This window comes from Cellulomonas sp. P4_A2 (assembly GCF_056402515.1).
On the sequence record NZ_JBFUHG010000006.1, the window covers coordinates 107,890 to 133,019 of the forward strand.

Below are 25,130 nucleotides of genomic sequence, written 5' to 3' on the forward strand. Positions count from 1 at the left end.
ACCGGCGCCGGACCCGATCAGTTGGAGACCATCGAAGTGAAGAGCGCCGTCGAGACCCTGGACCCGACAAAGGTCAAGCTGACCGTCGAGGTGACGTACGACGAGCTCAAGCCGAGCATCGCGCACGCCTACGAGCACATCGCGCAGGACGTCACCGTTCCCGGCTTCCGCAAGGGCAAGGTCCCGCCGCGCATCATCGACCAGCGCGTCGGCCGTCCCGCCGTCCTCGAGCACGCGATCAACGAGGGTCTGTCCGGCTTCTACGCCGAGGCCGTCCGCGAGAACAAGCTGCGCCCGCTCGGCCAGCCCGAGGTCGAGGTCACCCAGATCCCCGGCACGCCGTCCGGCGAGGAGGGCGAGCTGCACTTCACCGCCGAGGTCGAGGTCCGCCCCGAGATCACCGTCCCCGCCTTCGACGGCATCGCGATCACGGTCGACGACGTCGAGGTCTCCGACGAGGACATCACCGGCCGCCTGGACGCCCTGCGCGAGCGCTTCGGCACGCTGGTCGGCATCGACCGCCCGGCCGCCGAGAAGGACTTCGTCGTCCTGGACCTCGTCGCCAAGATCGGTGACGAGGAGGTCGACCAGGTCAGCGGCGTCAGCTACGAGATCGGCTCGGGCAACATGCTCGAGGGTCTCGACGAGGCGCTGACCGGCCTGTCCGCCGGCGAGACCACGACGTTCGAGACGGCCCTCGCGGGCGGCGACCACGAGGGCGAGACCGCCCTGGTGACCGTCACGGCGACCACCGTCAAGGAGCGCCAGCTGCCCGAGGCCGACGACGACTTCGCCCAGCTCGCGAGCGAGTTCGACACGCTCGACGAGCTGACGGCGGACCTGCGCGAGCAGGCGTCGAAGACCAAGATCTCCAACCAGGCGGTCCAGGCCCGCGACCTGCTGCTCGAGCAGCTGCTCGCCGGCACCGAGATCCCGATCCCGCAGGGCGTCGTCGAGGCCGAGGTGCACCGTCACCTCGAGGGTGAGGGTCGTCTCGAGGACGACGAGCACCGCGCCGAGGTCGGCGAGCAGGCGACCACCGCGCTGCGCAACCAGATCCTCCTGGACACGCTCGCCGAGGAGCTCGAGATCAAGGTCAGCCAGCCCGAGCTGCTGGACTACCTGGTCAGCGCGTCGCGCCAGTACGGCATGGACCCGAACACGTTCATCCAGACCATCGACCAGCAGGGCCAGATCGGCATGATGGTCGCCGAGGTCGCGCGCTCGAAGGCCCTCGCGGTCGCCCTGCGTCGCGTCGCGGTCACCGACGCCGCCGGCAACGCGGTCGACCTGAGCGACTTCATCGGCACGGACGCGGACGACGCCGCCGAGGAGCTGGCCCAGCAGGCCGCCGTCCTCGCGGACGTCGAGTCGGAGGCCGGCGACGAGCAGCCGAGCACCGACGCGGCCAGCGACATCTCGTCGTTCACCGAGGACGCCAAGGCCTGACGCCTCCCGAAGGCCCCGCACCGGCTCGATCGGTGCGGGGCCTTCGTGCATCCCACCCGTACCGGGCGTGCGGCTCTGCCGTCAGCGAAAACGCTCGCGGCGGGGACATGGAGGGGTGTTCCTGCGCGTTAGGGTCACTGCATCGCACAGGTGGGACGGGCCGATCCCGGGTCCTCTGGCGAGCAGGACAGATGTCACCGTCAGACGAGGGAGCCTTCGTGAACGAGCACGTGCCGACGCTGGCCAGGGCCGAGTCCCCGGCATTCGGCCTCAATGACTCCATCTACAACCGACTCCTGCGCGAGCGCATCATCTGGCTGGGCTCGGAGGTGCGCGACGACAACGCGAACGCCATCTGCGCCCAGATGCTGCTGCTGGCGGCCGAGGACCCCGACAAGGACATCTGGCTGTACATCAACTCGCCGGGTGGCTCGATCACCGCGGGCATGGCGATCTACGACACCATGCAGTTCATCCAGCCGGACGTCGCCACGATCGCGATGGGCATGGCCGCCTCGATGGGGCAGTTCCTGCTCTCGTCGGGCGCGCAGGGCAAGCGCTACGCGACGCCCCACGCCCGCGTGATGATGCACCAGCCGTCGGGCGGCATCGGCGGCACCGCCACCGACGTCCGCATCAACGCGCAGCTGATCCTGCACATGAAGACGGTGCTCGCCGAGCTGACCGCCGCGCAGACCGGCAAGAGTGTCGACCAGATCAACAGCGACGCCGACCGCGACCGCTGGTTCACGGCCCCCGAGGCCCTCGAGTACGGCTTCATCGACCACGTGGTCGAGCGGGCGGACTCGGTCGCCGGTGGCGGCGGGACCAACTGAGCCGGTCCTCCAGACCGCTGCCATCACCATCTTGAGGAGAATCTCGTGAGCATGGAGTCCCAGTTCATGGCCCGCGCGGGGATGCTGGCCGGCCCTGGTGGGCTGGCCCCCTCGTCGCCGGCGGCCCGGTACGTGCTGCCGCAGTTCGAGGAGCGCACCGCCTACGGCTTCAAGCGTCAGGACCCGTACACCAAGCTGTTCGAGGACCGCATCATCTTCCTCGGCGTGCAGGTGGACGACGCGTCTGCCGACGACGTCATGGCCCAGCTCCTGGTGCTCGAGAGCACCGACCCGGACCGCGACATCATCCTGTACATCAACTCGCCCGGCGGCTCGTTCACCGCGCTGACGGCGATCTACGACACGATGCAGTACATCAAGCCGCACATCCAGACGGTCTGCCTCGGGCAGGCCGCCTCGGCCGCGGCCGTGCTGCTCGCCGCCGGATCGCCGGGCAAGCGCCTGGCCCTGCCCAACGCCCGCGTGCTGATCCACCAGCCCGCGATGGAGGGTGGCGGCTACGCGCAGGCCTCGGACATCGAGATCCACGCCAACGAGCTCATCCGCATGCGCGAGTGGCTCGAGCTCACGATCGCGCACCACACGGGCCGCGACATCGAGCTGGTCCGCAAGGACATCGAGCGCGACAAGATCCTGACGGCGCAGCAGGCGCAGGAGTACGGGATCGTCGACCAGGTTCTCGAGAGCCGAAAAGGTGTCATCGCGACGACTGTTCAGCCGAAGTAGTTAGTAGGACGACTGCGTCCACGGACCGGGCCGGCACGTTGCGGCCCGGTCCGTGGACCATCCGGGGAGTTTTCGCATCCCGGCGCACCGCGCCCCGTGTGTTCGGCTGACATCCCGGCCGGTGTGGTGTGCAATGGGGGAGGACGCGCACCCTCCGGGGTCGCGCTGCACCGACTTGCTGCACCGACCAGCTGTGCACGGACGCATCGCCCGCCGGGCGGAGGCGACACGAGGAAGGGGATCGACGTGGCTCGTATCGGGGACGGAGCCGATCTCCTCAAGTGTTCGTTCTGCGGCAAGTCGCAGAAGCAGGTCAAGAAGCTGATCGCAGGCCCCGGCGTCTACATCTGCGACGAGTGCATCGAGCTCTGCAACGAGATCATCGAGGAAGAGCTGGCGGAGGCCACCGAGGTCGGGCTGGTCGAGCTGCCCAAGCCCAAGGAGATCTTCGACTTCCTCGAGCAGTACATCATCGGCCAGGAGTCGGCCAAGCGAGCGCTGTCGGTGGCCGTGTACAACCACTACAAGCGCGTCCAGGCGGGCGAGGCCGGTCGGTCCACCGACGACCAGATCGAGATCGCGAAGTCGAACATCCTGCTCGTGGGCCCCACCGGCACCGGCAAGACGTACCTCGCGCAGACGCTGGCCCGCATGCTCAACGTCCCGTTCGCCATCGCGGACGCCACGGCCCTGACCGAGGCCGGCTACGTGGGCGAGGACGTCGAGAACATCCTGCTCAAGCTCATCCAGGCCGCTGACTACGACGTCAAGAAGGCCGAGTCGGGCATCATCTACATCGACGAGATCGACAAGATCGCGCGCAAGAGCGAGAACCCGTCGATCACGCGCGACGTCTCCGGCGAGGGCGTCCAGCAGGCGCTGCTGAAGATCATCGAGGGCACCACGGCCTCGGTTCCTCCGCAGGGCGGCCGCAAGCACCCGCACCAGGAGTTCATCCAGATCGACACCACGAACGTGCTGTTCATCGTGGCGGGCGCGTTCTCGGGTCTCGACGACATCATCGCCGCCCGCGCCCGCAAGCGGGTCGTGGGCTTCGGCGCCCCGCTCCTGGAGTCCGTCGACGAGGGTGACCTGTTCTCGGAGGTCCGGCCGGAGGACCTGCAGAAGTACGGCCTGATCCCCGAGTTCATCGGCCGGCTGCCCGTGGTCGCCGCCGTCGCGCGGCTGGACCAGGACGCGCTCGTCCGCATCCTCACGGAGCCCAAGAACGCGCTGGTCAAGCAGTACCAGCGCATGTTCCAGATCGACGGCGTCGACCTCGAGTTCGACGACGAGGCCGTGGCCGCGATCGCCGACCAGGCGCTCTTGCGCGGCACGGGTGCCCGTGGTCTGCGGGCGATCATGGAAGAGGTCCTCCAGCAGGTCATGTTCGAGGTCCCCAGCCGCGACGACGTCGCCCGCGTGGAGATCACGCGCGCGGTCGTCCTGGAGAACGTGAACCCGACCCTGATCCCGCGCGAGACCCCCCGCGAGAAGCGCCCGCCCCGCGAGAAGAGCGCCTGACGCTCGTCGTCGGGGACCTAGGATCGCGTTCGTGAGCGACCTCCCCACCCCGATCCCGCCGGACCTGGTCCGGCTGCGCGGCAGCATCGACAACATCGACGCCGCGCTGATCTACCTGCTCGCCGAGCGGTTCAAGGCGACGCAGCAGGTCGGCGTGCTCAAGGCCACGCAGGGGATGCCGCCGTCGGACCCGGGTCGCGAGGAGCAGCAGGTCGCGCGCCTGCGCCAGCTCGCGCACGAGGCCGACCTCGACCCCGTCTTCGCCGAGAAGTTCCTCGCCTTCATCGTCGAGGAGGTCATCCGGCACCACGAGGAGATCGCGCAGGACCACGCGACGCGCAGCTGAGACGGATTCGCTGCCCGGGGTAGCGGACGGACCACAGGTGGCGGAAGGTAGACAGGGTCAGCTCCGGCGGACCGTACGGGGGGGACCCGCGACCGCTGGGGAGCCGTCGATCCCGGAGGATCTGCCCATGGACCTGCACTGGCTCAAGCCCCTGCTCGGACGTCCGTCGCCGTTCACGACCGTCTACCTGGACGTGACCCGCGCCGACGCTGCCGGGGAGGCGGAGGCAGCCGACCGCTGGAAGGCCGTCCGACGCCAGCTGGAGCGCGACGGAGCGCCCGCCCGCGTGCTGGACGAGATCGGGGACCTGGTCGCCACGCCGACCGGTGTCCGCGGCCCGCACGGCCGCGTGATCGTCTCGGACGCCGACTCGGTCGTCGTCGACCGGGTGCTCGCCGAGCCGCCCGCACAGGCGCACGCCGTGTACGGGCCCGTGCCCGCGCTGCTCCCCGCGATCCGCGCGGCCGACCAGACCGTCAGCTACCTGCTCGTCGAGGTGGACCGCAACGGTGCGGACCTCACCTGGGCCACGGGCGGCAGCGTGCGGACCCTCGGGGGGCCGGAGGTCGAGACCGTCGAGGGTGGGCACGACGACGTGCACAAGACCCGTGAGGGCGGGCTCGACCGGCGCAGCCAGACGCGGGCCGAGGACTCGTGGCAGCGCAACGCCGAGGCGGTCGCGGCCGTGCTCGACAAGCGCGTGTCCGAGCGGAACCCGGACGTGGTCGTGCTCACGGGCGACGGGCGCGCCGTGGGACTGGTCCGCGAGGCGGTCGCGCAGCACGTCACCGAGGTGCTCGTCGACGTGCTCGGCGGTGCGCGGGGCGACGGGGTCAACCAGGACGTGTTCGACGGGCGGGTCGCCGAGGTGCTCAGCGGGTTCCGCGGCCGTCGTCGCGACGCCGTGCTGGACCGGTTCCGGCAGGCGCAGGGTCGGGGCGAGGGTGCCGTGACCGCCCTGGACGACGTGATCGAGGTGCTGCGGCGCGGGCAGGTGTCCGAGCTCGTGCTGCACGTCGACGCGCTCTCGCAGGGCCTGTCCGAGCAGGAGCTGTGGGTCGGTGACGAGCCGTTGCAGCTCGCGTCGTCGGCGGACGACCTCGCGGCGATCGGCGTGAGCGACGGCGCGCGCCGGCTCCCGGCGGACGTCGCCCTGGTGCGGGCGGCGATCGGTCAGGACGCCGGCCTCACGTTCGCGGAGAACGGGTCGGTGGACCTCGTCGACGGCATCGGCGCCGTCCTGCGCTGGTCCGACGGCTCCACGCCGAGCGAGGCGGTCCCCACCCAGTCGGCGGACCAGGCCCGCCTCCGCACGGTCGTCTAGCCCGCAACGTCCGAGCAGATGTGGGCCAGAACCCACGTCTGCTCGGACGTCAGACGTGAGAGACAGCAACGTCCGAGCAGATGGGCGCTATAGGCCACATCTGCTCGGACGTTGTGGGTGCTACGGGGCGGGAGCCGGGGTCGGGGGGACGAGCTCGGCGTTGCTCGCGACGACCGTCTCGGCGTCGCCGTCGACGAGGTCGAGGGTGCCCGTGACGCGGCCGGCCGAGCGGACGTCGTCGAGAGCGACCTCGACGCCGGCGCGCAGGGCGGCGGGCACCGAGAGTGTCACGGCGGCGATCTCGGTGCGCATCGACACCTTGGCCTCCGACTTCACCTTGCGCAGGGCGGCCAGGGCGGAGCCGGCAGCGGCCACGACGCCCGCGTCGGCGGACCCGGCGGCCGAGCGCAGGGGAGCGGCGTCCGGCCACGCGGCGCGGTGCACCGACCCCTCGCGCCACCACGACCAGACCTCCTCGGTCGCGAATGGCAGCACCGGCGCGAACAGGCGGAGCATCACGTCGAGCGCGATGGCCAGCGCGGTCCGGGCGGACTGTGCAGCCTCGCCGTCGGAGTAGGCGCGGTCCTTGACCAGCTCGAGGTAGTCGTCGCAGAACGTCCAGAAGAACGTCTCCGAGAGCTCCAGGGCCCGCGTGTGGTCGTAGGCGACCAGGGCGGCGGTGGCCTTCTCGACGACGTCCGCGAGCCCGGCGAGCATCGCGCGGTCGATCTCTGCGGTCACCAGCGCGGGGTCGAGCGACAGCGGCTCGTCGGCGCCCCCGAAGGAGAGCGCGAACTTCGAGGCGTTGAGGATCTTGATCGCCAGGCGCCGGCCGATCTTCATCTGCCCGACCTCGAACGCGGCGTCGGTACCCAGGCGTGCGGACGCGGCCCAGTACCGGACGGCGTCGGACCCGTGCTCCTCGAGCAGCCCGAACGGGGTCACCACGTTCCCGACGGACTTGGACATCTTCTTGCGGTCGGGGTCCAGGATCCAGCCGCTGATGGCGGCCGACGACCACGGCAGCGAGCCGTGCTCGAGGTGGCTGCGCACGACCGTCGAGAACAGCCAGGTGCGGATGATGTCCTGGCCCTGGGGGCGCAGGTCCATGGGGAAGACGCGCGCGAACAGGTCGGGGTCGGTGCGCCAGCCGCCGACGATCTGCGGGGTCAGGGAGCTGGTCGCCCAGGTGTCCATGATGTCGGGGTCGCCGACGAAGCCGCCGGGCACGCCGCGCTGCTCGGCCGTGTAGCCGGTCGGGACGTCGGAGGACGGGTCGACCGGGAGCTGGTCCTCGGTCGGCACCAGCGGCGTCTCGTAGACGGGCTCGCCGTCGGCGTCGAGCGCGTACCAGACCGGGAACGGCACGCCGAAGAACCGCTGCCGCGACACGAGCCAGTCGCCGTTCAGGCCGCCGACCCAGTTCTCGTAGCGGACGCGCATGAAGTCCGGGTTGAAGCCGAGCTCGGCGCCGCGGGCCAGCAGCGCCTCGCGCAGGGTCTCGTCGCGGCCCCCGTTGCGGATGTACCACTGGCGGCTGGTGACGATCTCGAGGGGCTTGTCGCCCTTCTCGTAGAAGTTCGCCTTGCGCTGCGTGGGCACGGGCTCGCCGTCGAGGTCGCCCGCGGTGCGCAGCCCGGCGACGACAGCCTCGCGTGCGGAGAACGTCGTCTTGCCGGCGAGCTCCTCGTAGGTGGCGCGCCCCTTCGACGAGGTGATCCACTCGGGCGTCTCGCGCAGGATGCGGCCGTCGCGTCCCATGATCGAGCGCGTGGGCAGCTGCAGCTCGCGCCACCACTGCACGTCGGTCAGGTCACCGAAGGTGCAGCACATCGCGATGCCCGCGCCCTTGTCCGGCTCCGCGCCGGGGTGCGCGAGCACGGGCAGCTCGACGTCGAACAGCGGGGAGCGCACGGTCGTCCCGAAGAGGTGCTGGTAGCGCTCGTCGTCGGGGTGCGCGATCAGGGCGACGCACGCGGGCAGGAGCTCCGGACGCGTCGTCTCGATGAAAACAGGCGACGTCTGCGCTGCGCCCACTGGATGGAACGCGACGCGGTGGAACGCCCCCGGGTAGTCGCGGGCCTCGAGCTCGGCCTGCGCGACCGCGGTCTGGAACGTGACGTCCCAGAGGCCGGGCGCCTCGGCCTGGTAGGCCTCGTCGCGGGCGAGGTTGCGCAGGAACGCCTGCTGCGCGACGGCCCGCGACTCCGCGGACACCGTCTGGTAAGTCATGCCCCAGTCGACCGAGAGGCCGAGCCGGCGCCACACGGCCTCGAACTGGCGCTCGTCGACGACCGTCAGGCGCTCGCAGAGCTCGACGAAGTTGCGACGGCTCACCGGCACCTGCTGGGCGCCCTTCGGGACGTCGCCGTCGAACGGCGGCTCGAACGAGGCCTCGTACTGCAGGGACGGGTCGCAGCGCACGCCGTAGTAGTTCTGCACGCGACGCTCGGTGGGCAGGCCGTTGTCGTCCCAGCCCATCGGGTAGAACACCTCGCGGCCGCGCATGCGCTGGAAGCGCGCGACGACATCCGTGTGCGTGTAGGAGAACACGTGCCCGACGTGCAGGGAGCCCGAGACGGTCGGCGGCGGGGTGTCGATCGAGTACACCTGCTCGCGCGTCGCGGTGCGGTCGAACGCGTACAGACCCTGCTCGGTCCACGCGGCGTCCCAGCGGACCTCTACCCCGTCGAGGGAGACCTTGTCCGGGACGTGTCGCGGGGCCGTGATGCGCAGGGGGGAGTCGGAGCTCATGGGGCCATATCTTCCCAGATCGGCGGACAGCCCGGGTCCGCGTCCCGTGCCCGCCCGGGATCGACGCCGGTGAACGGTGCGTGACCAGTCGATGAACGACGCAGCCGACGTGACCGACGGATGGCAGGATCGCCGTTCGCCGGGTCATGGGGGCCATGATCGGGGAACATGCACGCGCGAAGAGACGAACACGGGGTGTGGCGATGACGACCGAGGGATTCCTCCGGTCAGGTCTCGCCCCGGAGCCTCGGACGCTCATCGACGTCCTGCGCGCAACGGTCGACGCCCACGCGGACAGCCCGGCGCTCGACGACGGCAGCGTGAGCCTGACGTACCAGGAGCTGTTCGACGCCGTCCGGGGCGCCGCCGCCGGTCTGGCCGCGGTGGGCATCGGTCCGGGTGACCGCGTCGGCGTGCGGATCCCGTCGGGCACCGCCGAGCTCTACACGGCGATCCTCGGCGTCATGGCCGCGGGTGCCGCATACGTGCCGGTCGACGTCGACGACCCCGACGAGCGGGCCGCGACGGTGTTCCGCGAGGCCGGCGTCGCGCGGGTGCTCACCGAGGGCGACCTGGCGATCCTGACGCGCACGCGGGCGAAGCCCACCGAGCCGAGCGTCACGGACGACGCCTGGATCATCTTCACGTCGGGCTCGACCGGCGCGCCCAAGGGCGTCGCGGTCACGCACCGCTCGGCTGCGGCGTTCGTCGACGCCGAGGCGCGCATGTTCCTGCAGGACGAACCGCTGGGCCCCGGCGACCGCGTGCTGGCCGGCCTGTCCGTCGCGTTCGACGCCAGCTGCGAGGAGATGTGGCTGGCCTGGGGGCACGGCGCCTGCCTCGTCCCCGCGCCGCGTGCCCTGGTCCGCACCGGCATGGACCTCGGCCCGTGGCTGGTCGCGCAGCGGATCACGGTCATCTCCACGGTCCCGACGCTGGCCGGCCTGTGGCGCTCCGAGGAGCTCGCCGGTGTCCGGCTGCTCATCTTCGGCGGCGAGGCGTGCCCGCCCGAGCTCGCGGCCCGGCTCGTCGGCGACGGGCGCGAGGTCTGGAACACCTACGGCCCGACCGAGGCGACCGTCGTCGCGTGCGGCGCGCTGCTCACCGGCGAGGGGCCGGTCCGCATCGGGCACGCGCTGGACGGGTGGGACCTCGCGGTCGTCGGACCCGACGGCGTGCACGTCGCTGAGGGGGAGGTCGGCGAGCTGATCATCGGCGGCGTCGGCCTGGCGCGGTACCTGGACGCGGCCAAGGACGCCGAGAAGTACGCGGGCGTCGAGACGCTCGGCTGGGAGCGCGCGTACCGCAGCGGCGACCTGGTCCGGTACGAGGCCGAGGGACTGCTGTTCCAGGGACGGGCCGACGACCAGGTCAAGGTCGGGGGCCGACGGATCGAGCTGGGCGAGGTCGACTCGGCGCTGCTGGCGCTGCCGGGTGTGGCGAGCGCCGCGGCCGCGGTCCGGCGCACACCGGCCGGGACCGCGGTCCTCGTCGGCTACCTCGTGCCGGAGCCGGGCGCCGACATCGACCTCGCGGCGTCCCGGGAGGCGCTGCGCGGTGTCCTGCCGGCCGCCCTGGTGCCGCTGCTCGCGCCCGTCGAGCAGATCCCCACGCGGGGATCGGGCAAGGTCGACCGCGACGCGCTGCCCTGGCCGCTCGCACGTCCCGACGACGACGCCCCGCCCGCGGCGGGCCTGTCCGACACCGCCCGGTGGGTCGCGCAGCGCTGGACGGCGGCCCTCGGGGTGGCGGTGGCCGGACCCAAGGACGACTTCTTCGACGCGGGCGGCGGCAGCCTCGTCGCCGCGCAGCTGGTCTCGGCGCTGCGCGAGCGGTTCCCGACGGTCACGGTGGCGGACGTCTACGAGAACCCGCGGATCGGCGACCTCGCCCGAACCCTCGACGAGTTCGAGCCCGTGACCGTCTCGGACCAGCGCGTGGTGCGGCCGACCCCGCTGCGGACCCAGGTGATCCAGACGATGCTCGCGGTGCCGTTGTCACTGCTCGTGGGCCTGCGCTGGCTCACCTGGCTGCTCGCCGCGGACGCGGTCCTGCGCACCGCGACGAACGCGACGTGGGTGCCCGTGGTCGCCGGTGTGTGGTGGTGGGTCGCGCTCGGCTGGCTGGTGCTCATCAGCCCGCTCGGCCGCATGGGGACCACGGTGATCGTCGCGCGCGGCCTGCTGCGTGACCTCAAGCCCGGCTGGTACGCCCGCGGCGGCTCCGTGCACCTGCGGATCTGGTTCGCCGAGTCCTGGGCGGCCGCGGCGGGCTCGGAGAACCTCTCGTGCTCGCCGTGGACCGCCGCGTACGCCCGCGCGCTCGGCGCGACCGTGGGCAAGGACGTCGACCTGCACACGCCACCGCCGGTCACCGGGATGCTCCGGCTGGGCAACGGCTGCTCGGTCGAGCCCGAGGTCGACCTGCGCGGCCACTGGCTCGACGGCGACATCCTCAAGGTCGGCCGTATCCGGATCGACAAGCGCGCCACGGTCGGCACGCGTTCCACGCTCGGCCCGGGGACGCGCATCGGCCAAGGCGCGGAGATCGCTCCCGGCTCTGCCGTCCTGAAGTCCGTTCCCCCGGGCGAGCTCTGGACGGGTTCGCCCGCGGTGTTCGACGGTCCCGCGCCGGGACAGTGGCCCGCCGAGCGCGCCCCGCGCGGACGCCGCTGGGTGGCCGTCTACGGCCTCACCGCGGCGCTGCTCGCCGCGCTGCCGGTGGTCGCCGCGCTGTGCGGCCTGCTCGTGGTCGGCTTCTCCGTGCGCGACAGCGCCGGCTGGCGGGACGCGGCCGGGGACGCGCTGAAGGCCGTGCCGCTCGGCGCCCTCACGATGGTCCTCGTGCTCCTGCTGGTCACGCTGGTCTCCGTGCGGCTGCTCGGCGTCGGGCTGCGCGAGGGGTACCACGCGGTCCGCAGCCGGCACGGCTGGCAGGTCTGGGCCACGCAGCGGCTGATGGACGACGCACGGACCACGCTCTTCCCGCTCTACTCGAGCACGGCGACGCCGCTGTGGCTGCGGGCGCTCGGCGCGGACATCGGTCGCGACGTCGAGGCGTCGACCGCCCTGATGATCCCGTCGCTGACGAGCGTCGGCGACGGGGCGTTCCTTGCCGACGACACCCTGATCGGCTCCTACGAGCTGGGCCGCGGCTGGCTGCGGGTCGAGCGGAGCAAGGTGGGCAAGCGCGCGTTCCTGGGCAACTCGGGGATGATCGCGCCCGGCCGCGCGGTGCCCAAGCGCGGGCTCGTCGCGGTCCTGTCGGCCACGCCCGAGGGAGCCCGCGCCGGGACGTCGTGGATCGGGTCGCCGCCGACGAAGCTGCGGCGGGTCGCCGGGGAGGGCGACGACTCGCGGACGTTCGAGCCGCCGACCCGCCTGCGGGTGGCGCGCGCGGTCGTCGAGCTCTGCCGGATCGTGCCGGTGATCTGCACGTTCGGCCTCGGCGTGCTCGTGCTCCTGGTCCTGCAGGCCGCGCTGGACCAGTGGGGGCTCGCGGCCGCGGCGGCCGTCTCCTGGCTGGTCGTGCTGGGGGCGGCGGCGCTGGCGTGCGCGCTCGCGACGGCCGCGAAATGGGCCCTCGTCGGCAGGCTGAAGCCGGGCGACCACCCGCTGTGGAGCTCCTTCATCTGGCGCAACGAGCTCGCGGACACCTTCCTCGAGTCGGTCGCCGTGCCGTGGCTCGGTCCGGCCACGATCGGGTCGCCCGCGCTCACGGTCTGGATGCGCACGCTCGGCGCCCGGATCGGTCGCGGGGTCTGGTGCGAGACGTACTGGCTGCCTGAGGCGGACCTCGTGCGGCTCGGCGACGCGTCCACGGTGAATCGAGGCTGCGTGCTGCAGACGCATCTGTTCCATGATCGGGTGATGAGCATGGACACCGTGGTGCTGGGACAGGGAGCGAGCCTCGGCCCGCACGGCGTGGTGCTGCCGGCGGCGTCGCTCGACGACGGCGCGAGCGTGGGGCCCGCATCGCTGGTCCTGCGTGGCGACTCGATCCCCGCCGGCTCGCGCTGGACCGGCAACCCCGTCGCCCCGGTGCCGGCGTGACAGCTCCCCTCGACCTCGCGGCGCCCGACCCGTACCTGCCGGGGCACGTCGACGGTGACCTGGACGTCGACCTGTACGAGCTGGAGCTCGACTACCGGGTCACGACGAACCGCCTCGAGGGTCGCGCGCGGGTCTACGCCCGCGCCGCGCGGCCCACCAGGAGCGTCTCGCTGGCCCTGCGCGGGCTGCGCGTGAGCCATGTCCTCGTCGACGGCTCGCGGCCCGAGCGCTGGACGCAGCATGACCACCGGATCGTCGTGAAGCTCAAGCACGAGGTCGCCGCCGGCGCCGCGCTGGTGCTCGACGTGAAGTACGCCGGCCAGCCCCGGCCGTTGCGCGGCCCGTGGGGCGACGTCGGCTGGGAGGAGCTGTCCGACGGCGTGATCGTCGCGGGCCAGCCGAACGGCGCGCCCAGCTGGTTCCCCTGCCACGACAGTCCCGCCGACAAGGCCGCGTACCGGTTCACCATCAGCTGCGAGGCGGGCTACGAGGTCGTCGCGAACGGGCGCCTCGCCTCGCGCACGGCACGCGCCGGACGCGTGGTGTGGGTCTACGAGCAGCTGGACCCGATGGCGCCGTACCTGGCCACGCTCCAGGTGGGCCGGTACCTGCGCATCCGGACCGGTCCGCGCGAGGAGGCGTTGGTCCCGCCGCGGCTGCGCGTGCAGACGGTGAACGACCTCGGTCGCCAGACCCAGATGGTCGAGCTGTTCGAGCGCCTCTTCGGGCCCTACCCGTTCGCGGCGTACACGGTCGTGGTCACCGACGACGACCTGGAGATCCCGCTCGAGGCGCAGGGCCTGTCCGTCTTCGGCGCCAACCACATGGACGGCGACCGCGGCTCGGAGCGGCTGGTCGCCCACGAGCTCGCGCACCAGTGGTTCGGCAACAGCCTGACCGTGGGCCTGTGGCGCGACATCTGGCTGCACGAGGGGTTCGCCTGCTACGCCGAGTGGCTCTGGTCGGAGGGGTCGGGCGGGCGCTCCGCGGAGTACCACGCACGTGCGACGCACCTGCGCCTGGCCGGCCTGCCGCAGGACCTCGTCATCGGCGACCCGGGCCCGGACGCGATGTTCGACGACCGCCTGTACAAGCGCGGGGCGCTGACCCTGCACGCCCTGCGTCTGCACCTGGGCGACGCGGTGTTCTTCGACCTCCTGCGCACGTGGACCGCCCGCTACCGGCACGGCACGGTCAGCACGGAGGAGTTCCTCGTCTGCGCGGAGGAGGTCGGCGGCAAGCCCCTCGCCTCCCTGATGCACGCGTGGCTGTACAGCGCGGCGCTGCCTTCCCTCTAGCCCTGCGGCATCATCGACGCGGTCCCGTGGTTAGGGTGATTCGGGGGCGACGTCCTCGGGTTCCGAAACAGGAGTGTGAATGTCCACGGTCACCGCGAACGGCCTCACGGTCGGGTACGCAGCCATGCTCGAGCAGTTCCACCCGACGGAGGCCGTCGAGCTCTCCGCGCACGCGGAGGCCCACGGGTTCTCCGGTGTGATGGCGGCGGACCACTACCAGCCGTGGGTCCCGGCGCAGGGGCAGGCGGCGTTCGTCTGGAACGTGCTGACCGCGCTCGGCGAGCGCACGACAGGCGACATCGGCCCCGGCGTCACGGCGCCGACGTTCCGCTGGCACCCCGCCATGGTCGCGCAGGCGTCCGCGACGCTGGCCGCGATGTACCCGGGCCGGCACTGGCTCGGCCTGGGCTCCGGCGAGGCGCTCAACGAGCACATCGTCGCGAACTACTGGCCCGAGGCCCCCGAGCGGATCAACCGCATGTTCGAGGCCATCGAGATCATCAAGAAGCTGTTCACGGCGTCGATCGCGGGCAAGGACGTCAAGCACGCCGGCCCGTTCTACAAGCTCGAGTCGACGCGCCTGTGGACGATGCCCGAGGTCGCCCCGGAGATCCTCGTCGCCACCGCCGGGCCGGTCACCGCCAAGCGGGCGGGCCGCCTGGCCGACGGGCTCATCACGGTGGGCGCCCCGCTGGAGAAGATCAGCGGACTGTTCGGCAAGTTCGACGAGGGCGCGCGCGAGGCGGGCAAGGACCCGGCGACGCTCCCCAAGGTGCTCCAGCTGCACCTGTCGTGGGCCGAGACCGACGAGCTGGCCCTGGCCCACGCGATGCACGAGTGGCCCAACGGCGGCATGAAGTTCCCCAAGGCCGACATCCGCTCGCCGTTCGACTTCGAGCAGATGGCCAAGCTCGTGCGCCCGGAGGACTTCGAGGGCCGCATGGTCATCTCGGCGGACCCCGACGTCCACCGGGCCGAGATCCAGAAGTACGTCGACCTCGGCTTCGACCGCATCTACCTGCACAACGTCGGGCGCAACCAGCGCGAGTGGATCGAGACGTTCGGGTCGGACGTGCTGCCCAAGCTGGTCCGGTGACGGCGCGGCTCCAGGTCTGGGCACCCGACGGGCTGCCCGAGGTCGCACCCGGCGACGACCTCGTCGTCCTGCTCACCGCCCTGCTCCGCGACGAGCCCCCGCAGGACGGTGACGTCCTCGTGCTCACCTCCAAGGTCGTCTCCAAGGCGGAGGGCCGCGTCGTCTCCGCCGACGACCGCGAGCAGGCGATCACCGACGAGACCGTGCGCGTCGTCGCGACCCGCGAGCACTCGACCGGCGTGACGCGGATCGTCGAGAACCGGCTCGGCCTGGTCATGGCCGCGGCCGGCGTCGACGCGAGCAACACCCCCGAGGGGACCGTGCTGCTGCTCCCGGTGGACCCGGACGCGTCGGCGCGACGGCTGCGCGCCGGGCTCGCGCACGCGTTCGGCGTCCGGCTCGGGGTTGTCATCACCGACACCGCCGGGCGACCCTGGCGGCAGGGCGTGACCGACATCGCGATCGGCGCCGCCGGGCTCGTGGTGCTCGACGACCTGCGCGGTCAGGTCGACACGTTCGGCCGGCCCCTGATCATGACGCAGGCCGCGGTGGCCGACGAGATCGCCTCCGCCGGCGAGCTGGTCAAGGGCAAGGCCGAGGGGCGCCCGCTCGCGGTCGTACGTGGTCTGGGGCACCTGGTCACGGACGAGGACGGACCCGGTGCGCGGGCGCTCGTGCGGCTCGGCGAGGAGGACATGTTCGCGCAGGGCAGCGCCGAGGCGTACTCGCAGGGCTGGAAGGACGCCCTCAGGGAGCAGCCGTAGCGGTCTTCGCCGCGGCCTTGGCAGCCTGCTTGGTGGCGCGGACCTCGAGCATCGACGTCGGGTCGGTGACGTCGGCGATCGAGCGGCGGGCGTCCGGCTCGCCGTACGCCCCGGCCGCCTCGGCCCACCCGGCGGGCTGCACGCCGACCTGCTTGCCCAGCAGGGCCAGGAAGATGCGGGCCTTCTGGTCGCCGAAGCCGGGCAGCGCCTTGAGCCGCGCCAGCACGGTGCGGCCGTCCGGGTCGCCGTCGGTCCACAGGCGCGTGACATCGCCGTCGTACTGCTCGACGAGCGCGGCGGCGACACCCTGGATGCGGCCGGCCATCGAGCCGGGGTAGCGGTGCACGGCCGGAGGGGTGGCGCACATGGTGGCGAACTCCGCGGGGTCCGCCTCCGCGATCCGGTGCACGTCGAGGCCGCCCATCCGGTCGGCGATCTTGGCAGGACCGGAGAACGCGGCCTCCATCGGGTACTGCTGGTCCAGCAGCATGCCGATCAGGAGCGCGAACGGGTCGTCGGTCAGGAGCTGGTCGGCGGTCGGGTCGCCGGTGAGCCAGAGCGTCATGGCAGCATCCTCTCCCGGGGTCGGTTCGAGACGGAAGGCTGGCAGATGGAGTGGGTCGTCGTCGTGCCGGTGAAGCCGGCCGCCGAGGGCAAGACGCGCCTGGCCGGGTTCCTGTCCGCGGGGGACCGGGCGGCGCTCGCCCGGGCGATGGCGCTGGACACGATCGAGGCGGCCGCGGCCACGCCCGGGGTGGCGCGGGTGCTCGTGGTGACGTCCGACGACGAGCTCCGGTCCCTGGTGCCCGTCGTCGTCGACGACCCCGGGGGCGGGCTCAACGCCGCGGTCCGCGCGGGTCTGGCTCGCGCGGACGGCCCGGTCGCGGTCCTGCTCGGCGACCTGCCCGCGCTGCGTCCCGGCGACCTGCGGCGCGCCCTCGACCTGGCCGAACGGCATCCGCGCGCGTTCGTCGCCGACGCCGACGGGACCGGCACGACGCTCCTCACGGGGCTCGTGGCCCTCACGCCGCGGTTCGGACCCGGGTCCGCCGCCGCGCACGAGGCCGACGGGCACGTCCGGCTCGACATCCCGACGGGTTCGACCCTCCGGCGCGACGTCGACGTGCCCGCGGACCTGTCGGCCGTGGCACGGCTCGGCGTGGGGCCGCGGACCACCGCCGTCCTATCAGGGACGCCGGCCGACGAGGGATAGCGCATCGGCGGCGATGCGCGCGGCCGTCGAGACGCCGGTCATCAGCGTCGGCACGGCGCGCGCGGTCCAGCCGGCCGCACGGAGCCGGTCCGCCGCCGGGGCGTCGACCTCGTCGACGAGCCAGGCGTCGAGGATGCCGCCGTCCGCGCGACGCCCGTAGTGCTCGGCGACGGCGAGGGCGGTCGTCTCCACGCCGATCGCCGCGAGGCAGGCGTCCGCCATGCCGCGCACGGGCGCACCGCCGATCACAGGGCTGACGCCGACGACGGGGGCGTCGGTGGCGGCGAGGGCGTCGCGGATGCCGGGGATCGCGAGGATCGTGCCGACGGACACGACCGGGTTGGACGGCGGCAGGACGACGACGTCGGCGGTCGTCAGCGCCTCGAGCACGCCGGGCGCCGGGGTCGAGGTCGACAGGTTCGTCTGCACGAAGCTCCGGGCGGGGATCGCGGCCCGGTGCCGGACCCACCACTCCTCGAAGTGGATCTCCCGTCCGTCGTCGAGGACCACGTGGGTCTCGACCTCGTCGTCGGTCATGGGCAGAAGGGTGACGCCGGGCCGCCAGCGTTCCGACAGACGCGCCGTGACCTGCGAGAGCGCAAGGCCGTCGCGGAGCAGCTCGGTGCGTGCGAGATGGGTGGCCAGGTCGAGGTCACCGAGCGTGAACCAGTCCCAGCCGAGGCCGTAGCCGGCCAGCTCGTCGCTCACGCGCCTGGACTCGCCTCGTCGGCCCCAGCCCTGGTCCTCGTGCACCGCGCCGCCGAGCGTGTACATGAGGGTGTCGAGGTCGGGGCACACGCGCACGCCGTGCAGCCACATGTCGTCGCCGGTGTTGGCGATGACGGTGATCGGGTGCTGGTTGCCGACGAGGGCCAGGAGCCCGCGCGTGAAGCGCGCACCGCCGACGCCGCCCGACAGGACCGTGATCTTCATGGCTGCTCCGGTTCGTGGAACGCGATGACCGGTCGCCCGGTCCGGGGGTTGCTCAGCACGTCGGCCTCGACGGCGTAGACGTGCTGGAGGAGCGCGGGCGTCAGGACCTCGCGTGGGTGGCCGGCGGCCGCCAGCCGGCCGTCCTTGAGCACGAGGACGTGCTCGCAGAACGCGGCCGCGAGGTTGAGGTCGTGCAGCGCCGCGACCGTCGTCGTGCCCAGGTCCCGGACGAAGGCCAGCAGGCTGAGCTGCGCGCTGACGTCCAGGTGGTTCGTCGGCTCGTCGAGGAGCAGGAGGTCGGGCTCCTGCGCCAGCGCGCGGGCGATCTGGACGCGCTGCCGCTCGCCGCCGGACAGCGACCACCAGGCGCGCTCGGCCAGGTGCTCGGCGCGGGCGCTCACCAGCGCGCGGTCGACGGCCGCGTCGTCCGGGTCGTTGCCCCAGATCGTCCGGTAGGGGATGCGACCGAGCGCGACCACCTCGCGGACCGTGAGCGGGACCGAGCTGGTCGACTCCTGCTCCAGGAGCGCGATCCGCCGCGCGCGCGTCTTGCGGGGGATCGCCTCGACGTTCTCGTCCTCGACGAGGACCGCGCCCTTCTCGGGGCTCATCAGGCCGGCGATCATCCGCAGGAGCGTCGTCTTGCCCGCGCCGTTGGGACCCAGCAGGCCGGTGAGCGCGCCGGCCGGGGGAGTCGCGTCGACGCCGTCGACCACCCAGCGCCCGCCGAGCCGTGTGCCGACGCCCTCGAGGGTCAGGTCCATGCCGACCCCTTCCCGCGGCGGAGGAGGAACGCGAACACCGGCACGCCGATCAGTGCGGTCACGATGCCGACCGGCAGCTCGCGGGGGTCGAACAGGGTGCGCGCGACGGTGTCCGCCCACACCAGGAAGACGGCGCCGGCCAGGGCCGAGATCGGCAGCAGGCGCCGGTGCGCCGGGCCCGTGAGCGACGAGACGGCGTGCGGCAGGATCAGGCCGACGAACCCGATGGCCCCGCTGACGGCCACCATCGCGCCCGTGAGCAGGGCGACGACGATCATCAGGGTCCAGCGCGTGCGGTTCACGTCGATGCCGAGCGCGGCCGCGGACGTGTCGCCGAACGCGAACGCGTCCAGCCGCGTGGCGTTCATCAGCAGGTACGCGCCGATCGCGATGACGGCGATGCCCGCGATCGCGACGTCTCCCCACGTCGAGCCGGCGAGCGAGCCCAGGAGCCAGTTGAGGATCTCGCGGTAGGAGTCGCCCGTCGCGGTCCAGAAGATGACGAACGACGTGCCGGCGGCCGCGAGCTGGGAGACGGCGAGGCCGGCCAGGACGGTGCGGCCGGGGGCGAGCGTGCCGCCCGTGCGGGCGAGGGTCAGCGTGGCCAGGAGCGCGAGGATCGCCCCCGCGAACGCGGCGACGGGCAGCAGGAGGCTGACCCCGACCACGAGCACCGCGACGGCACCGAGCGACGCACCCGACGACAGACCCAGCAGGTACGGGTCGGCGAGCGGGTTGCGCGTCAGGCTCTGCATCACCGCACCCGCCATCGCGAGCCCCGCCCCGACCGCCGCCGCGGTGAGCACCCGAGGCAGCCGCAGGTCCCAGACGATCGCGTCGTGCAGCCTCGGGACGTCGGTGACCGTGAGCCCGAGGTGCCCGGCGATGCTGCGCGCCACCTCGGCGACGTCGAGGTTCGCCGGACCGATGGTGACGGCGACGAGGATCGTCGCGACGACGGCGAGGACGCCGACGGTGACGAGCAGGGCCAGGGGAGCGCGTTGCCTCACGTGTCGAGGGCCGCCAGCTGGTCGTCCAGCGACTTCACGGCCTCGGCGTTGCGGACGCCGGCCTCGGACGCGGCGAACGGGATGGTCAGGTAGCGGTGGTCCCGCACGGCGCTGAGCTGGGCCGTCGCGGGGTTGCTCTCCAGCAGCTTGATCTTGGACGCGGCCGTGTTCCAGCTCGCGTCGACGAGGACGATGACGTCCGGGTCCGCCGCGACGATGCTCTCCCAGCCCGCCGACGTCCAGGTGTCGTGCACGTCCGCGAAGATGTTGGTCAGCCCGGCGGCGTCCATCATCATCTGCGGCGCGCCGATGCCCGCGCCGACGTACGGGGTGTCCGAGCCGGAGCTGTACCAGAGGGCCGTGGTCTTCTCGGCGGGCTTCTGGGCTGCTGCCAGCGTCTCCTTCTCCGTCGCGATCAGGGCCTCCGCCCGGTCCTGCACGCCGAAGATGCTGGCGACCTCGCGGATCTCGTCGTCCACCTCGTCGAACGTGAGCGGGTCCGGCATGTACTCCGGCTCCTTGCATGCCGCCGGGGAGACGTACGTCCCGATCCCTAGCCCCTGCAGGCCGGCGCGGTCTCCCGCGCCGTCGTCGGAGAAGTTGGACTCCCAGCCGCCGTAGACGAAGTCGGGCTCGAGCGCGAGCAGCGCCTCCTGCCCGGGCACCTTGTCGGAGATCACGGGGAGGTCCTTCGCCGCGGCGGCGTACTCGTCCGGGACCGGGCCGTCGGAGAAGGCGGTGCCGACGATGACGTCCTGCAGGCCGAGCGCCAGGAGCATCTCCGTGCTCGTCGACTTGATGGTGACGACCTTGCGCGGAGGCGCGTCCACGGTGACCTGCGTGCCGCAGTTGTCGAGCGTGACGGGCGTGAACGCGGCGGACGTCGGCGTCGGGGACGCCTCCGGGGTGCCGGCCGTCGAGCACGCGGCGAGGGTCGCGACGAGGGCCGTGGTGGCGATGAACAGGACGCGCCGGGTGGCGGGCATGGGGCTCCGGAGGTCGATGCTTGGAGAGTGCGCGTGGGGGGTGGGGCGCACGTCGCGCCTTCGGACGGTCGCCCATGCCAGGCGACGCGACCCGAGCCAGATCCGACCGGGTTCCGCGCTCAGAGTAGGCCGACCACGGCCCGGTCGCGCAACCCGCCGGGCCCGCGACCTGGACGCACCCCGTTGAGGTCAGCCGGCGGCCGCCAGCGCCAGCGCTCGGGCGACGTCGTCCACCTCGCGGTCGAGCAGGCCAACCGTCACCCGGACGTGGTCAGCCACGGCGGTGTCGGCGCAGAAGGGCGCTCCTGGTGCCACCCGGATGCCGGCGGCCTCCAGCCGTACCAGGGCGGTGCGCTCGTCGTGGACCGGGAGCCAGAGGTTGATGCCGTCGCCCGGGTCGAGCACGACGCCGTGCGTGGCCAGTGACTCGCGCAGGGCTCGGCGCCGGGCGAAGTAGACGCGGCGGGCGTGCGCGACGGCCTCGACGGCGGCCGAGTCGGTCAGCAGGTCGACCAGGACGTGCTGCAGCAGCCGGCTGGTCCAGCCCGGTCCGAGCATGCGACGGGCGACGAGGGCGTCGAGCACGCTGGCCGGCCCGCCGACCGCGGCGATGCGCAGGTCGGGGCCGTGCGACTTGGAGTAGGACCGGACGTGCACCACGCGGTCGGGCAGGAAGGCGCCGAGGCTGACGTCGCGGGCCGACGCGATCTCGCCGGAGGCGTCGTCCTCGACGACGAGGGCGTCGTGCCGGCGCAGGATGCCGGCGAGCTCGCGGGCGCGGGTGCTCGTCATGCTCACGGCCGTCGGGTTCTGGGCGCGGGGCTGCAGGATGACGACGCGGGTGCCGCTCTCCAGCGCGTCGCGCAGCTCGTCGGGACGCATGCCCTGCCGGTCGAGGGTGACGGGGACCCGCTGCAGGCCGAGCTGGTCGAGGAGGTCGAACAGCGGCGGGAAGCCGGGGTTCTCGACGGCCACCCGCGAGCCGTACCCCGCGACCTGCTCGAGAGTGCGGCTGATCGCGTCGAGGGCGCCGTCGACGACCGTGATCCGTTGCGGTGCGAAGGGCCAGGACTCGCGCAGCAGTACCTCGAGGGCGGGGACGACGGGGGAGGAGAGGTAGGCGCCCGTGTCGGCGGACGGCATCTGCACGGCCACCCGCGCGAGGGCCGGGCCGATGTGCGGCAGGAGGTCCGGGTCGGGCGTGCCGCTGGACAGGTCGAGCCGCGCCGGCGCCCCGCCGGCCAGGTCCCGGTAGCGCGGCGGGAGCCAGCTGGCGGGAGGCGGCAGGACGACGGTCCCGGCGCGCCCGCGCGACGTCACGATGCCGACGGCGGCCAGCGCCTGCCAGGCGCCGCTGACGGTCGCGGGGCTCACGCCCAGCTCGGCGGACAGGACGCGGACGGTGGGCAGCCGGTCGCCGGGCCGCAGGTCACCGCCCCGGACCAGCCGCGCCACGGTCGCCGCGATGCCCCGAGGGCTACGGTCGTCGACATGCGCGGCGAGATCCATGCGGGTCAGGATGCCCGCCCTGATGCGCGTGCGAGGGGCCTCCGGACCGCCCACGGGCGTCCGATTCGTCCGTCGGCCAAGATGTTTACACGCTCGACACAGACGTTCGCGCGGAAGAAACTCGCGGTAACGCCACAGAAATGTTCAACCCCGACAGTCACATTCCAGGCGAGGGCGCCCCGGCGTCCGAGACCGGGGTCTGCCGTCGGCGGACGAAGACCGGAGGCACTCCATGACAGTCGTGCGCGTCGCGTTCACGCAGGCCACCTGGACGGGCGACAGAGAGTCGATGACCGCCCTGCACGAATCCTGGACGCGCGAGGCCGCGTCGCAGGGCGCGCAGGTGATCGCGTTCCAGGAGCTGTTCTACGGCCCGTACTTCGGGATCACGCAGGACACCGCCTACTACAGCTACGCCGAGACCGTCCCGGGGCCGACGACCGAGCGCTTCGCCGCGCTGGCCAAGGAGCTCGGCATCGTCATCGTGCTCCCGGTGTACGAGGAGGAGCAGCCCGGCGTGCTCTACAACACCGCCGCGGTGATCGACGCGGACGGCACCTACCTCGGCAAGTACCGCAAGCACCACATCCCGAACCTCCCGAAGTTCTGGGAGAAGTTCTACTTCCGCCCGGGCAACCTCGGGTACCCGGTGTTCGAGACCGCGGTCGGCAAGATCGCCGTGAACATCTGCTACGACCGGCACTTCCCGGAGGGCTGGCGGGTGCTCGCGCTGAACGGCGCGGAGATCGTGTTCAACCCGAACGCGACCGCCCCCGGCATCTCCAACAAGCTCTGGGAGATCGAGCAGCCCGCCGCAGCCGTGGCCAACGGGTACTTCGTCGTCGCGAACAACCGCGTGGGTCTGGAGGACAACGAGTACGGCGACGAGGCCGTGAACTTCTACGGCTCGTCGTACGCCGTGGGACCTGACGGCAACTACGTGGGCGAGGTCGGGTCGTCCAGCGAGAACCAGCTCCTGATCCGCGACCTCGACCTGGAGCAGGTGCGGATCGTGCGCGAGCGGTGGCAGTTCTTCCGCGACCGCCGGCCGGAGGCGTACGGCCCGATCGTGGCGCCGTGACGAAGGGGATGCAGAGATGAAGACGCTCATCACGGGCGGCACCCTGGTCAGCGCGACGGGGCGCACACCGGCGGACGTGCTGATCGACGGCGAGACGGTCGCGGCGGTGCTCAGCCCGGGCTCGACGCTGCTGGGCTTCGACCTGGCGGCGAACGTCGACCAGGTGATCGACGCGACGGGCAAGTACGTCATCCCGGGCGGCATCGACGCGCACACGCACATGGAGCTGCCGTTCGGCGGCACCAACGCGAGCGACACGTTCGAGACCGGCACGAGGGCGGCCGCCTGGGGCGGGACGACGACGATCATCGACTTCGCCGTCCAGCGCACGGGCGAGCGCGTCATGGACGGGCTGGCCGCCTGGCACGAGAAGGCGGCCGGGAACTGCGCCATCGACTACGGCTTCCACCAGATCATCGGCGGGGTCGACGACGACGCGCTCAAGGCCATGGAGGGCCTGGTGGCGGAGGGGATCACCAGCTACAAGCTGTTCATGGCGTACCCAGGGGTCTTCTACTCCGACGACGCGCAGATCCTGCGCGCGATGCAGAAGGCCGCCGACCTCGGGCTGCTCACCATGATGCACGCGGAGAACGGACCGGCCATCGACGTGCTGGCCGCGCAGCTGGTCGAGGCCGGCAAGACCGACCCGTACTACCACGGCATCGCCCGGGCCTGGCAGCTCGAGGAGGAGGCCACACACCGCGCGATCATGCTGGCCGACGTCACCAACGCCCCGCTGTACGTCGTGCACGTGAGCGCCAAGCAGGCGGTCGCGCAGCTGGCGTGGGCGCGCGACAACGGCAAGAACGTGTTCGGCGAGACGTGCCCGCAGTACCTCTACCTCTCGCTGGAGGAACAGCTGGGCGCGCCGGGCTTCGAGGGGGCCAAGTGGGTCTGCTCGACGCCGCTGCGCTCGCGGGCCGAGGGGCACCAGCGGCACATGTGGCAGGCGCTGCGCACCAACGACCTGCAGATGGTGTCCACCGACCACTGCCCGTTCTGCATGAAGGGCCAGAAGGACCTGGGCGTGGGCGACTTCCGGGCCATCCCCAACGGGATCGGCTCGATCGAGCACCGGATGGACCTCATGTACCAGGGGGTCGTCACGGGCGAGATCACGCTCGAGCGCTGGGTCGAGCTGACGTCGACCACGCCGGCCCGGATGTTCGGGCTCTACGGCAAGAAGGGTGTCGTCGCGCCGAGGGCCGACGCCGACATCGTGGTCTACGACCCGAACGGCCACACGTCGATCGGGGTCGGCAAGACGCACCACATGAACATGGACCACTCCGCGTGGGAGGGGTACGAGATCGACGGGCACGTGGACGTCGTCGTGTCCCGCGGGTCGGTGGTGGTGGACGAGACGGGCTACCGCGGCCGTCCCGGCCACGGGCAGTACGTGCCGCGCGGCCTCACGCAGTACCTGCTGTAGGGAGACCCA

The 25,130-nt window shown here is 72.3% G+C and carries 20 protein-coding genes; 13 read left to right on the top strand and 7 right to left on the bottom strand.

The genetic code is table 11. The features are described from left to right. The first annotated feature begins 36 nt into the window (after positions 1–36). The 6 genes from tig to AC1DUE_RS08290 all read left to right on the top strand — a co-directional run bounded on the left by tig (position 37) and on the right by AC1DUE_RS08290 (position 6,226). On the top strand, positions 37–1,449 hold the full coding sequence (gene tig, locus AC1DUE_RS08265) for a trigger factor (protein WP_477038959.1): 1,413 nt from the start codon (positions 37–39) through the stop codon (positions 1,447–1,449). Positions 1,450–1,667: 218 nt separating this feature from the next. After that, on the top strand, positions 1,668–2,285 hold the full coding sequence (locus tag AC1DUE_RS08270; RefSeq protein ID WP_477038922.1) for an ATP-dependent Clp protease proteolytic subunit: 618 nt from the start codon (positions 1,668–1,670) through the stop codon (positions 2,283–2,285). A gap of 45 nt (positions 2,286–2,330) precedes the next feature. Further along, positions 2,331–3,032, top strand: a complete 702-nt coding sequence (locus AC1DUE_RS08275) for an ATP-dependent Clp protease proteolytic subunit (RefSeq protein WP_028047103.1) — start codon at positions 2,331–2,333, stop codon at positions 3,030–3,032. Positions 3,033–3,278: 246 nt separating this feature from the next. Beyond that, positions 3,279–4,556: an ATP-dependent Clp protease ATP-binding subunit ClpX gene (gene clpX / locus AC1DUE_RS08280; RefSeq protein ID WP_477038923.1), complete on the top strand. Its 1,278-nt coding sequence runs from the start codon at positions 3,279–3,281 to the stop codon at positions 4,554–4,556. A 31-nt stretch (positions 4,557–4,587) separates the two neighbouring features. Next, on the top strand, positions 4,588–4,902 hold the full coding sequence (locus AC1DUE_RS08285; RefSeq protein WP_477038924.1) for a chorismate mutase: 315 nt from the start codon (positions 4,588–4,590) through the stop codon (positions 4,900–4,902). A 127-nt stretch (positions 4,903–5,029) separates the two neighbouring features. Beyond that, entirely contained in the window at positions 5,030–6,226 is a 1,197-nt protein-coding gene (locus AC1DUE_RS08290; protein ID WP_477038925.1) for a baeRF2 domain-containing protein, read from the top strand. A 120-nt stretch (positions 6,227–6,346) separates the two neighbouring features. Here AC1DUE_RS08290 and valS read toward each other — a convergent pair whose 3' ends face one another. Next, a complete protein-coding gene (gene valS, locus AC1DUE_RS08295; RefSeq protein ID WP_477038926.1) occupies positions 6,347–8,980 on the bottom strand; it encodes a valine--tRNA ligase in 2,634 nt (877 codons plus the stop codon). A 203-nt stretch (positions 8,981–9,183) separates the two neighbouring features. Between valS and AC1DUE_RS08300 the strand changes: the two genes are divergently transcribed. The 4 genes from AC1DUE_RS08300 to AC1DUE_RS08315 all read left to right on the top strand — a co-directional run bounded on the left by AC1DUE_RS08300 (position 9,184) and on the right by AC1DUE_RS08315 (position 16,190). Further along, entirely contained in the window at positions 9,184–13,032 is a 3,849-nt protein-coding gene (locus AC1DUE_RS08300; RefSeq protein WP_477038927.1) for a Pls/PosA family non-ribosomal peptide synthetase, read from the top strand. Next, positions 13,029–14,330 (top strand): M1 family metallopeptidase, encoded by a 1,302-nt coding sequence (locus AC1DUE_RS08305; RefSeq protein ID WP_477038928.1) that lies wholly within the window; start codon positions 13,029–13,031, stop codon positions 14,328–14,330. Before AC1DUE_RS08300 ends, AC1DUE_RS08305 begins: the two co-directional genes overlap by 4 nt. Positions 14,331–14,409: 79 nt before the next feature. Further along, complete coding sequence (locus AC1DUE_RS08310) at positions 14,410–15,426, top strand: TIGR03557 family F420-dependent LLM class oxidoreductase (RefSeq protein WP_477038929.1); 1,017 nt, start codon at positions 14,410–14,412, stop codon at positions 15,424–15,426. Beyond that, on the top strand, positions 15,423–16,190 hold the full coding sequence (locus AC1DUE_RS08315; protein WP_477038930.1) for a coenzyme F420-0:L-glutamate ligase: 768 nt from the start codon (positions 15,423–15,425) through the stop codon (positions 16,188–16,190). Before AC1DUE_RS08310 ends, AC1DUE_RS08315 begins: the two co-directional genes overlap by 4 nt. Here the strand turns inward: AC1DUE_RS08315 and AC1DUE_RS08320 are convergent. After that, entirely contained in the window at positions 16,174–16,755 is a 582-nt protein-coding gene (locus AC1DUE_RS08320) for an HhH-GPD-type base excision DNA repair protein (RefSeq protein ID WP_477038931.1), read from the bottom strand. The genes AC1DUE_RS08315 and AC1DUE_RS08320 overlap by 17 nt on opposite strands. 45 nt (positions 16,756–16,800) lie before the next feature. On the opposite strand from AC1DUE_RS08320, the gene cofC reads away from it, so the two are divergent. Next, positions 16,801–17,403, top strand: a complete 603-nt coding sequence (gene cofC / locus AC1DUE_RS08325; protein ID WP_477038932.1) for a 2-phospho-L-lactate guanylyltransferase — start codon at positions 16,801–16,803, stop codon at positions 17,401–17,403. Here cofC and cofD read toward each other — a convergent pair. The 5 genes from cofD to AC1DUE_RS08350 form a co-directional block, all read right to left on the bottom strand. Further along, complete coding sequence (gene cofD / locus AC1DUE_RS08330) at positions 17,377–18,336, bottom strand: 2-phospho-L-lactate transferase (RefSeq protein WP_477038933.1); 960 nt, start codon at positions 18,334–18,336, stop codon at positions 17,377–17,379. The two genes, cofC and cofD, sit on opposite strands and share 27 nt — an antisense overlap. Then, the gene (locus AC1DUE_RS08335; RefSeq protein ID WP_477038934.1) at positions 18,333–19,100 is read right to left on the bottom strand and encodes a putative F420-0 ABC transporter ATP-binding protein; all 768 of its coding nucleotides are present in this window, start codon (positions 19,098–19,100) and stop codon (positions 18,333–18,335) included. The genes cofD and AC1DUE_RS08335 overlap by 4 nt, the downstream gene beginning before the upstream one ends. Further along, positions 19,091–20,110 carry a putative F420-0 ABC transporter permease subunit gene (locus AC1DUE_RS08340; protein WP_477038935.1) on the bottom strand — a complete coding sequence of 340 codons (1,020 nt, stop codon included), beginning with the start codon at positions 20,108–20,110 and terminating at the stop codon, positions 19,091–19,093. Before AC1DUE_RS08340 ends, AC1DUE_RS08335 begins: the two co-directional genes overlap by 10 nt. Further along, positions 20,107–21,096, bottom strand: a complete 990-nt coding sequence (locus AC1DUE_RS08345) for a putative F420-0 ABC transporter substrate-binding protein (RefSeq protein WP_477038936.1) — start codon at positions 21,094–21,096, stop codon at positions 20,107–20,109. Before AC1DUE_RS08345 ends, AC1DUE_RS08340 begins: the two co-directional genes overlap by 4 nt. Before the next feature lie 189 nt (positions 21,097–21,285). After that, on the bottom strand, positions 21,286–22,605 hold the full coding sequence (locus tag AC1DUE_RS08350) for an aminotransferase-like domain-containing protein (protein ID WP_477038937.1): 1,320 nt from the start codon (positions 22,603–22,605) through the stop codon (positions 21,286–21,288). A 232-nt stretch (positions 22,606–22,837) separates the two neighbouring features. Between AC1DUE_RS08350 and AC1DUE_RS08355 the strand changes: the two genes are divergently transcribed. Next, entirely contained in the window at positions 22,838–23,686 is an 849-nt protein-coding gene (locus AC1DUE_RS08355; RefSeq protein ID WP_477038938.1) for a nitrilase-related carbon-nitrogen hydrolase, read from the top strand. Positions 23,687–23,702: 16 nt separating this feature from the next. Continuing rightward, positions 23,703–25,121, top strand: a complete 1,419-nt coding sequence (hydA, locus tag AC1DUE_RS08360) for a dihydropyrimidinase (RefSeq protein ID WP_477038939.1) — start codon at positions 23,703–23,705, stop codon at positions 25,119–25,121. Positions 25,122–25,130: the final 9 nt, after the last annotated feature.

Coding starts and splice junctions, on each gene's coding strand:
- AC1DUE_RS08290 (WP_477038925.1), top strand. CDS start 5,030: ATGGACCTGCACTGGCTCAAGCCCCTGCTCGGACGTCCGTCGCCGTTC.
- valS (WP_477038926.1), bottom strand. CDS start 8,980: ATGAGCTCCGACTCCCCCCTGCGCATCACGGCCCCGCGACACGTCCCG.
- AC1DUE_RS08300 (WP_477038927.1), top strand. CDS start 9,184: ATGACGACCGAGGGATTCCTCCGGTCAGGTCTCGCCCCGGAGCCTCGG.
- AC1DUE_RS08310 (WP_477038929.1), top strand. CDS start 14,410: ATGTCCACGGTCACCGCGAACGGCCTCACGGTCGGGTACGCAGCCATG.
- AC1DUE_RS08320 (WP_477038931.1), bottom strand. CDS start 16,755: ATGACGCTCTGGCTCACCGGCGACCCGACCGCCGACCAGCTCCTGACC.
- cofC (WP_477038932.1), top strand. CDS start 16,801: ATGGAGTGGGTCGTCGTCGTGCCGGTGAAGCCGGCCGCCGAGGGCAAG.
- cofD (WP_477038933.1), bottom strand. CDS start 18,336: ATGAAGATCACGGTCCTGTCGGGCGGCGTCGGCGGTGCGCGCTTCACG.
- AC1DUE_RS08335 (WP_477038934.1), bottom strand. CDS start 19,100: ATGGACCTGACCCTCGAGGGCGTCGGCACACGGCTCGGCGGGCGCTGG.
- AC1DUE_RS08345 (WP_477038936.1), bottom strand. CDS start 21,096: ATGCCCGCCACCCGGCGCGTCCTGTTCATCGCCACCACGGCCCTCGTC.
- AC1DUE_RS08350 (WP_477038937.1), bottom strand. CDS start 22,605: ATGGATCTCGCCGCGCATGTCGACGACCGTAGCCCTCGGGGCATCGCG.
- AC1DUE_RS08355 (WP_477038938.1), top strand. CDS start 22,838: ATGACAGTCGTGCGCGTCGCGTTCACGCAGGCCACCTGGACGGGCGAC.
- hydA (WP_477038939.1), top strand. CDS start 23,703: ATGAAGACGCTCATCACGGGCGGCACCCTGGTCAGCGCGACGGGGCGC.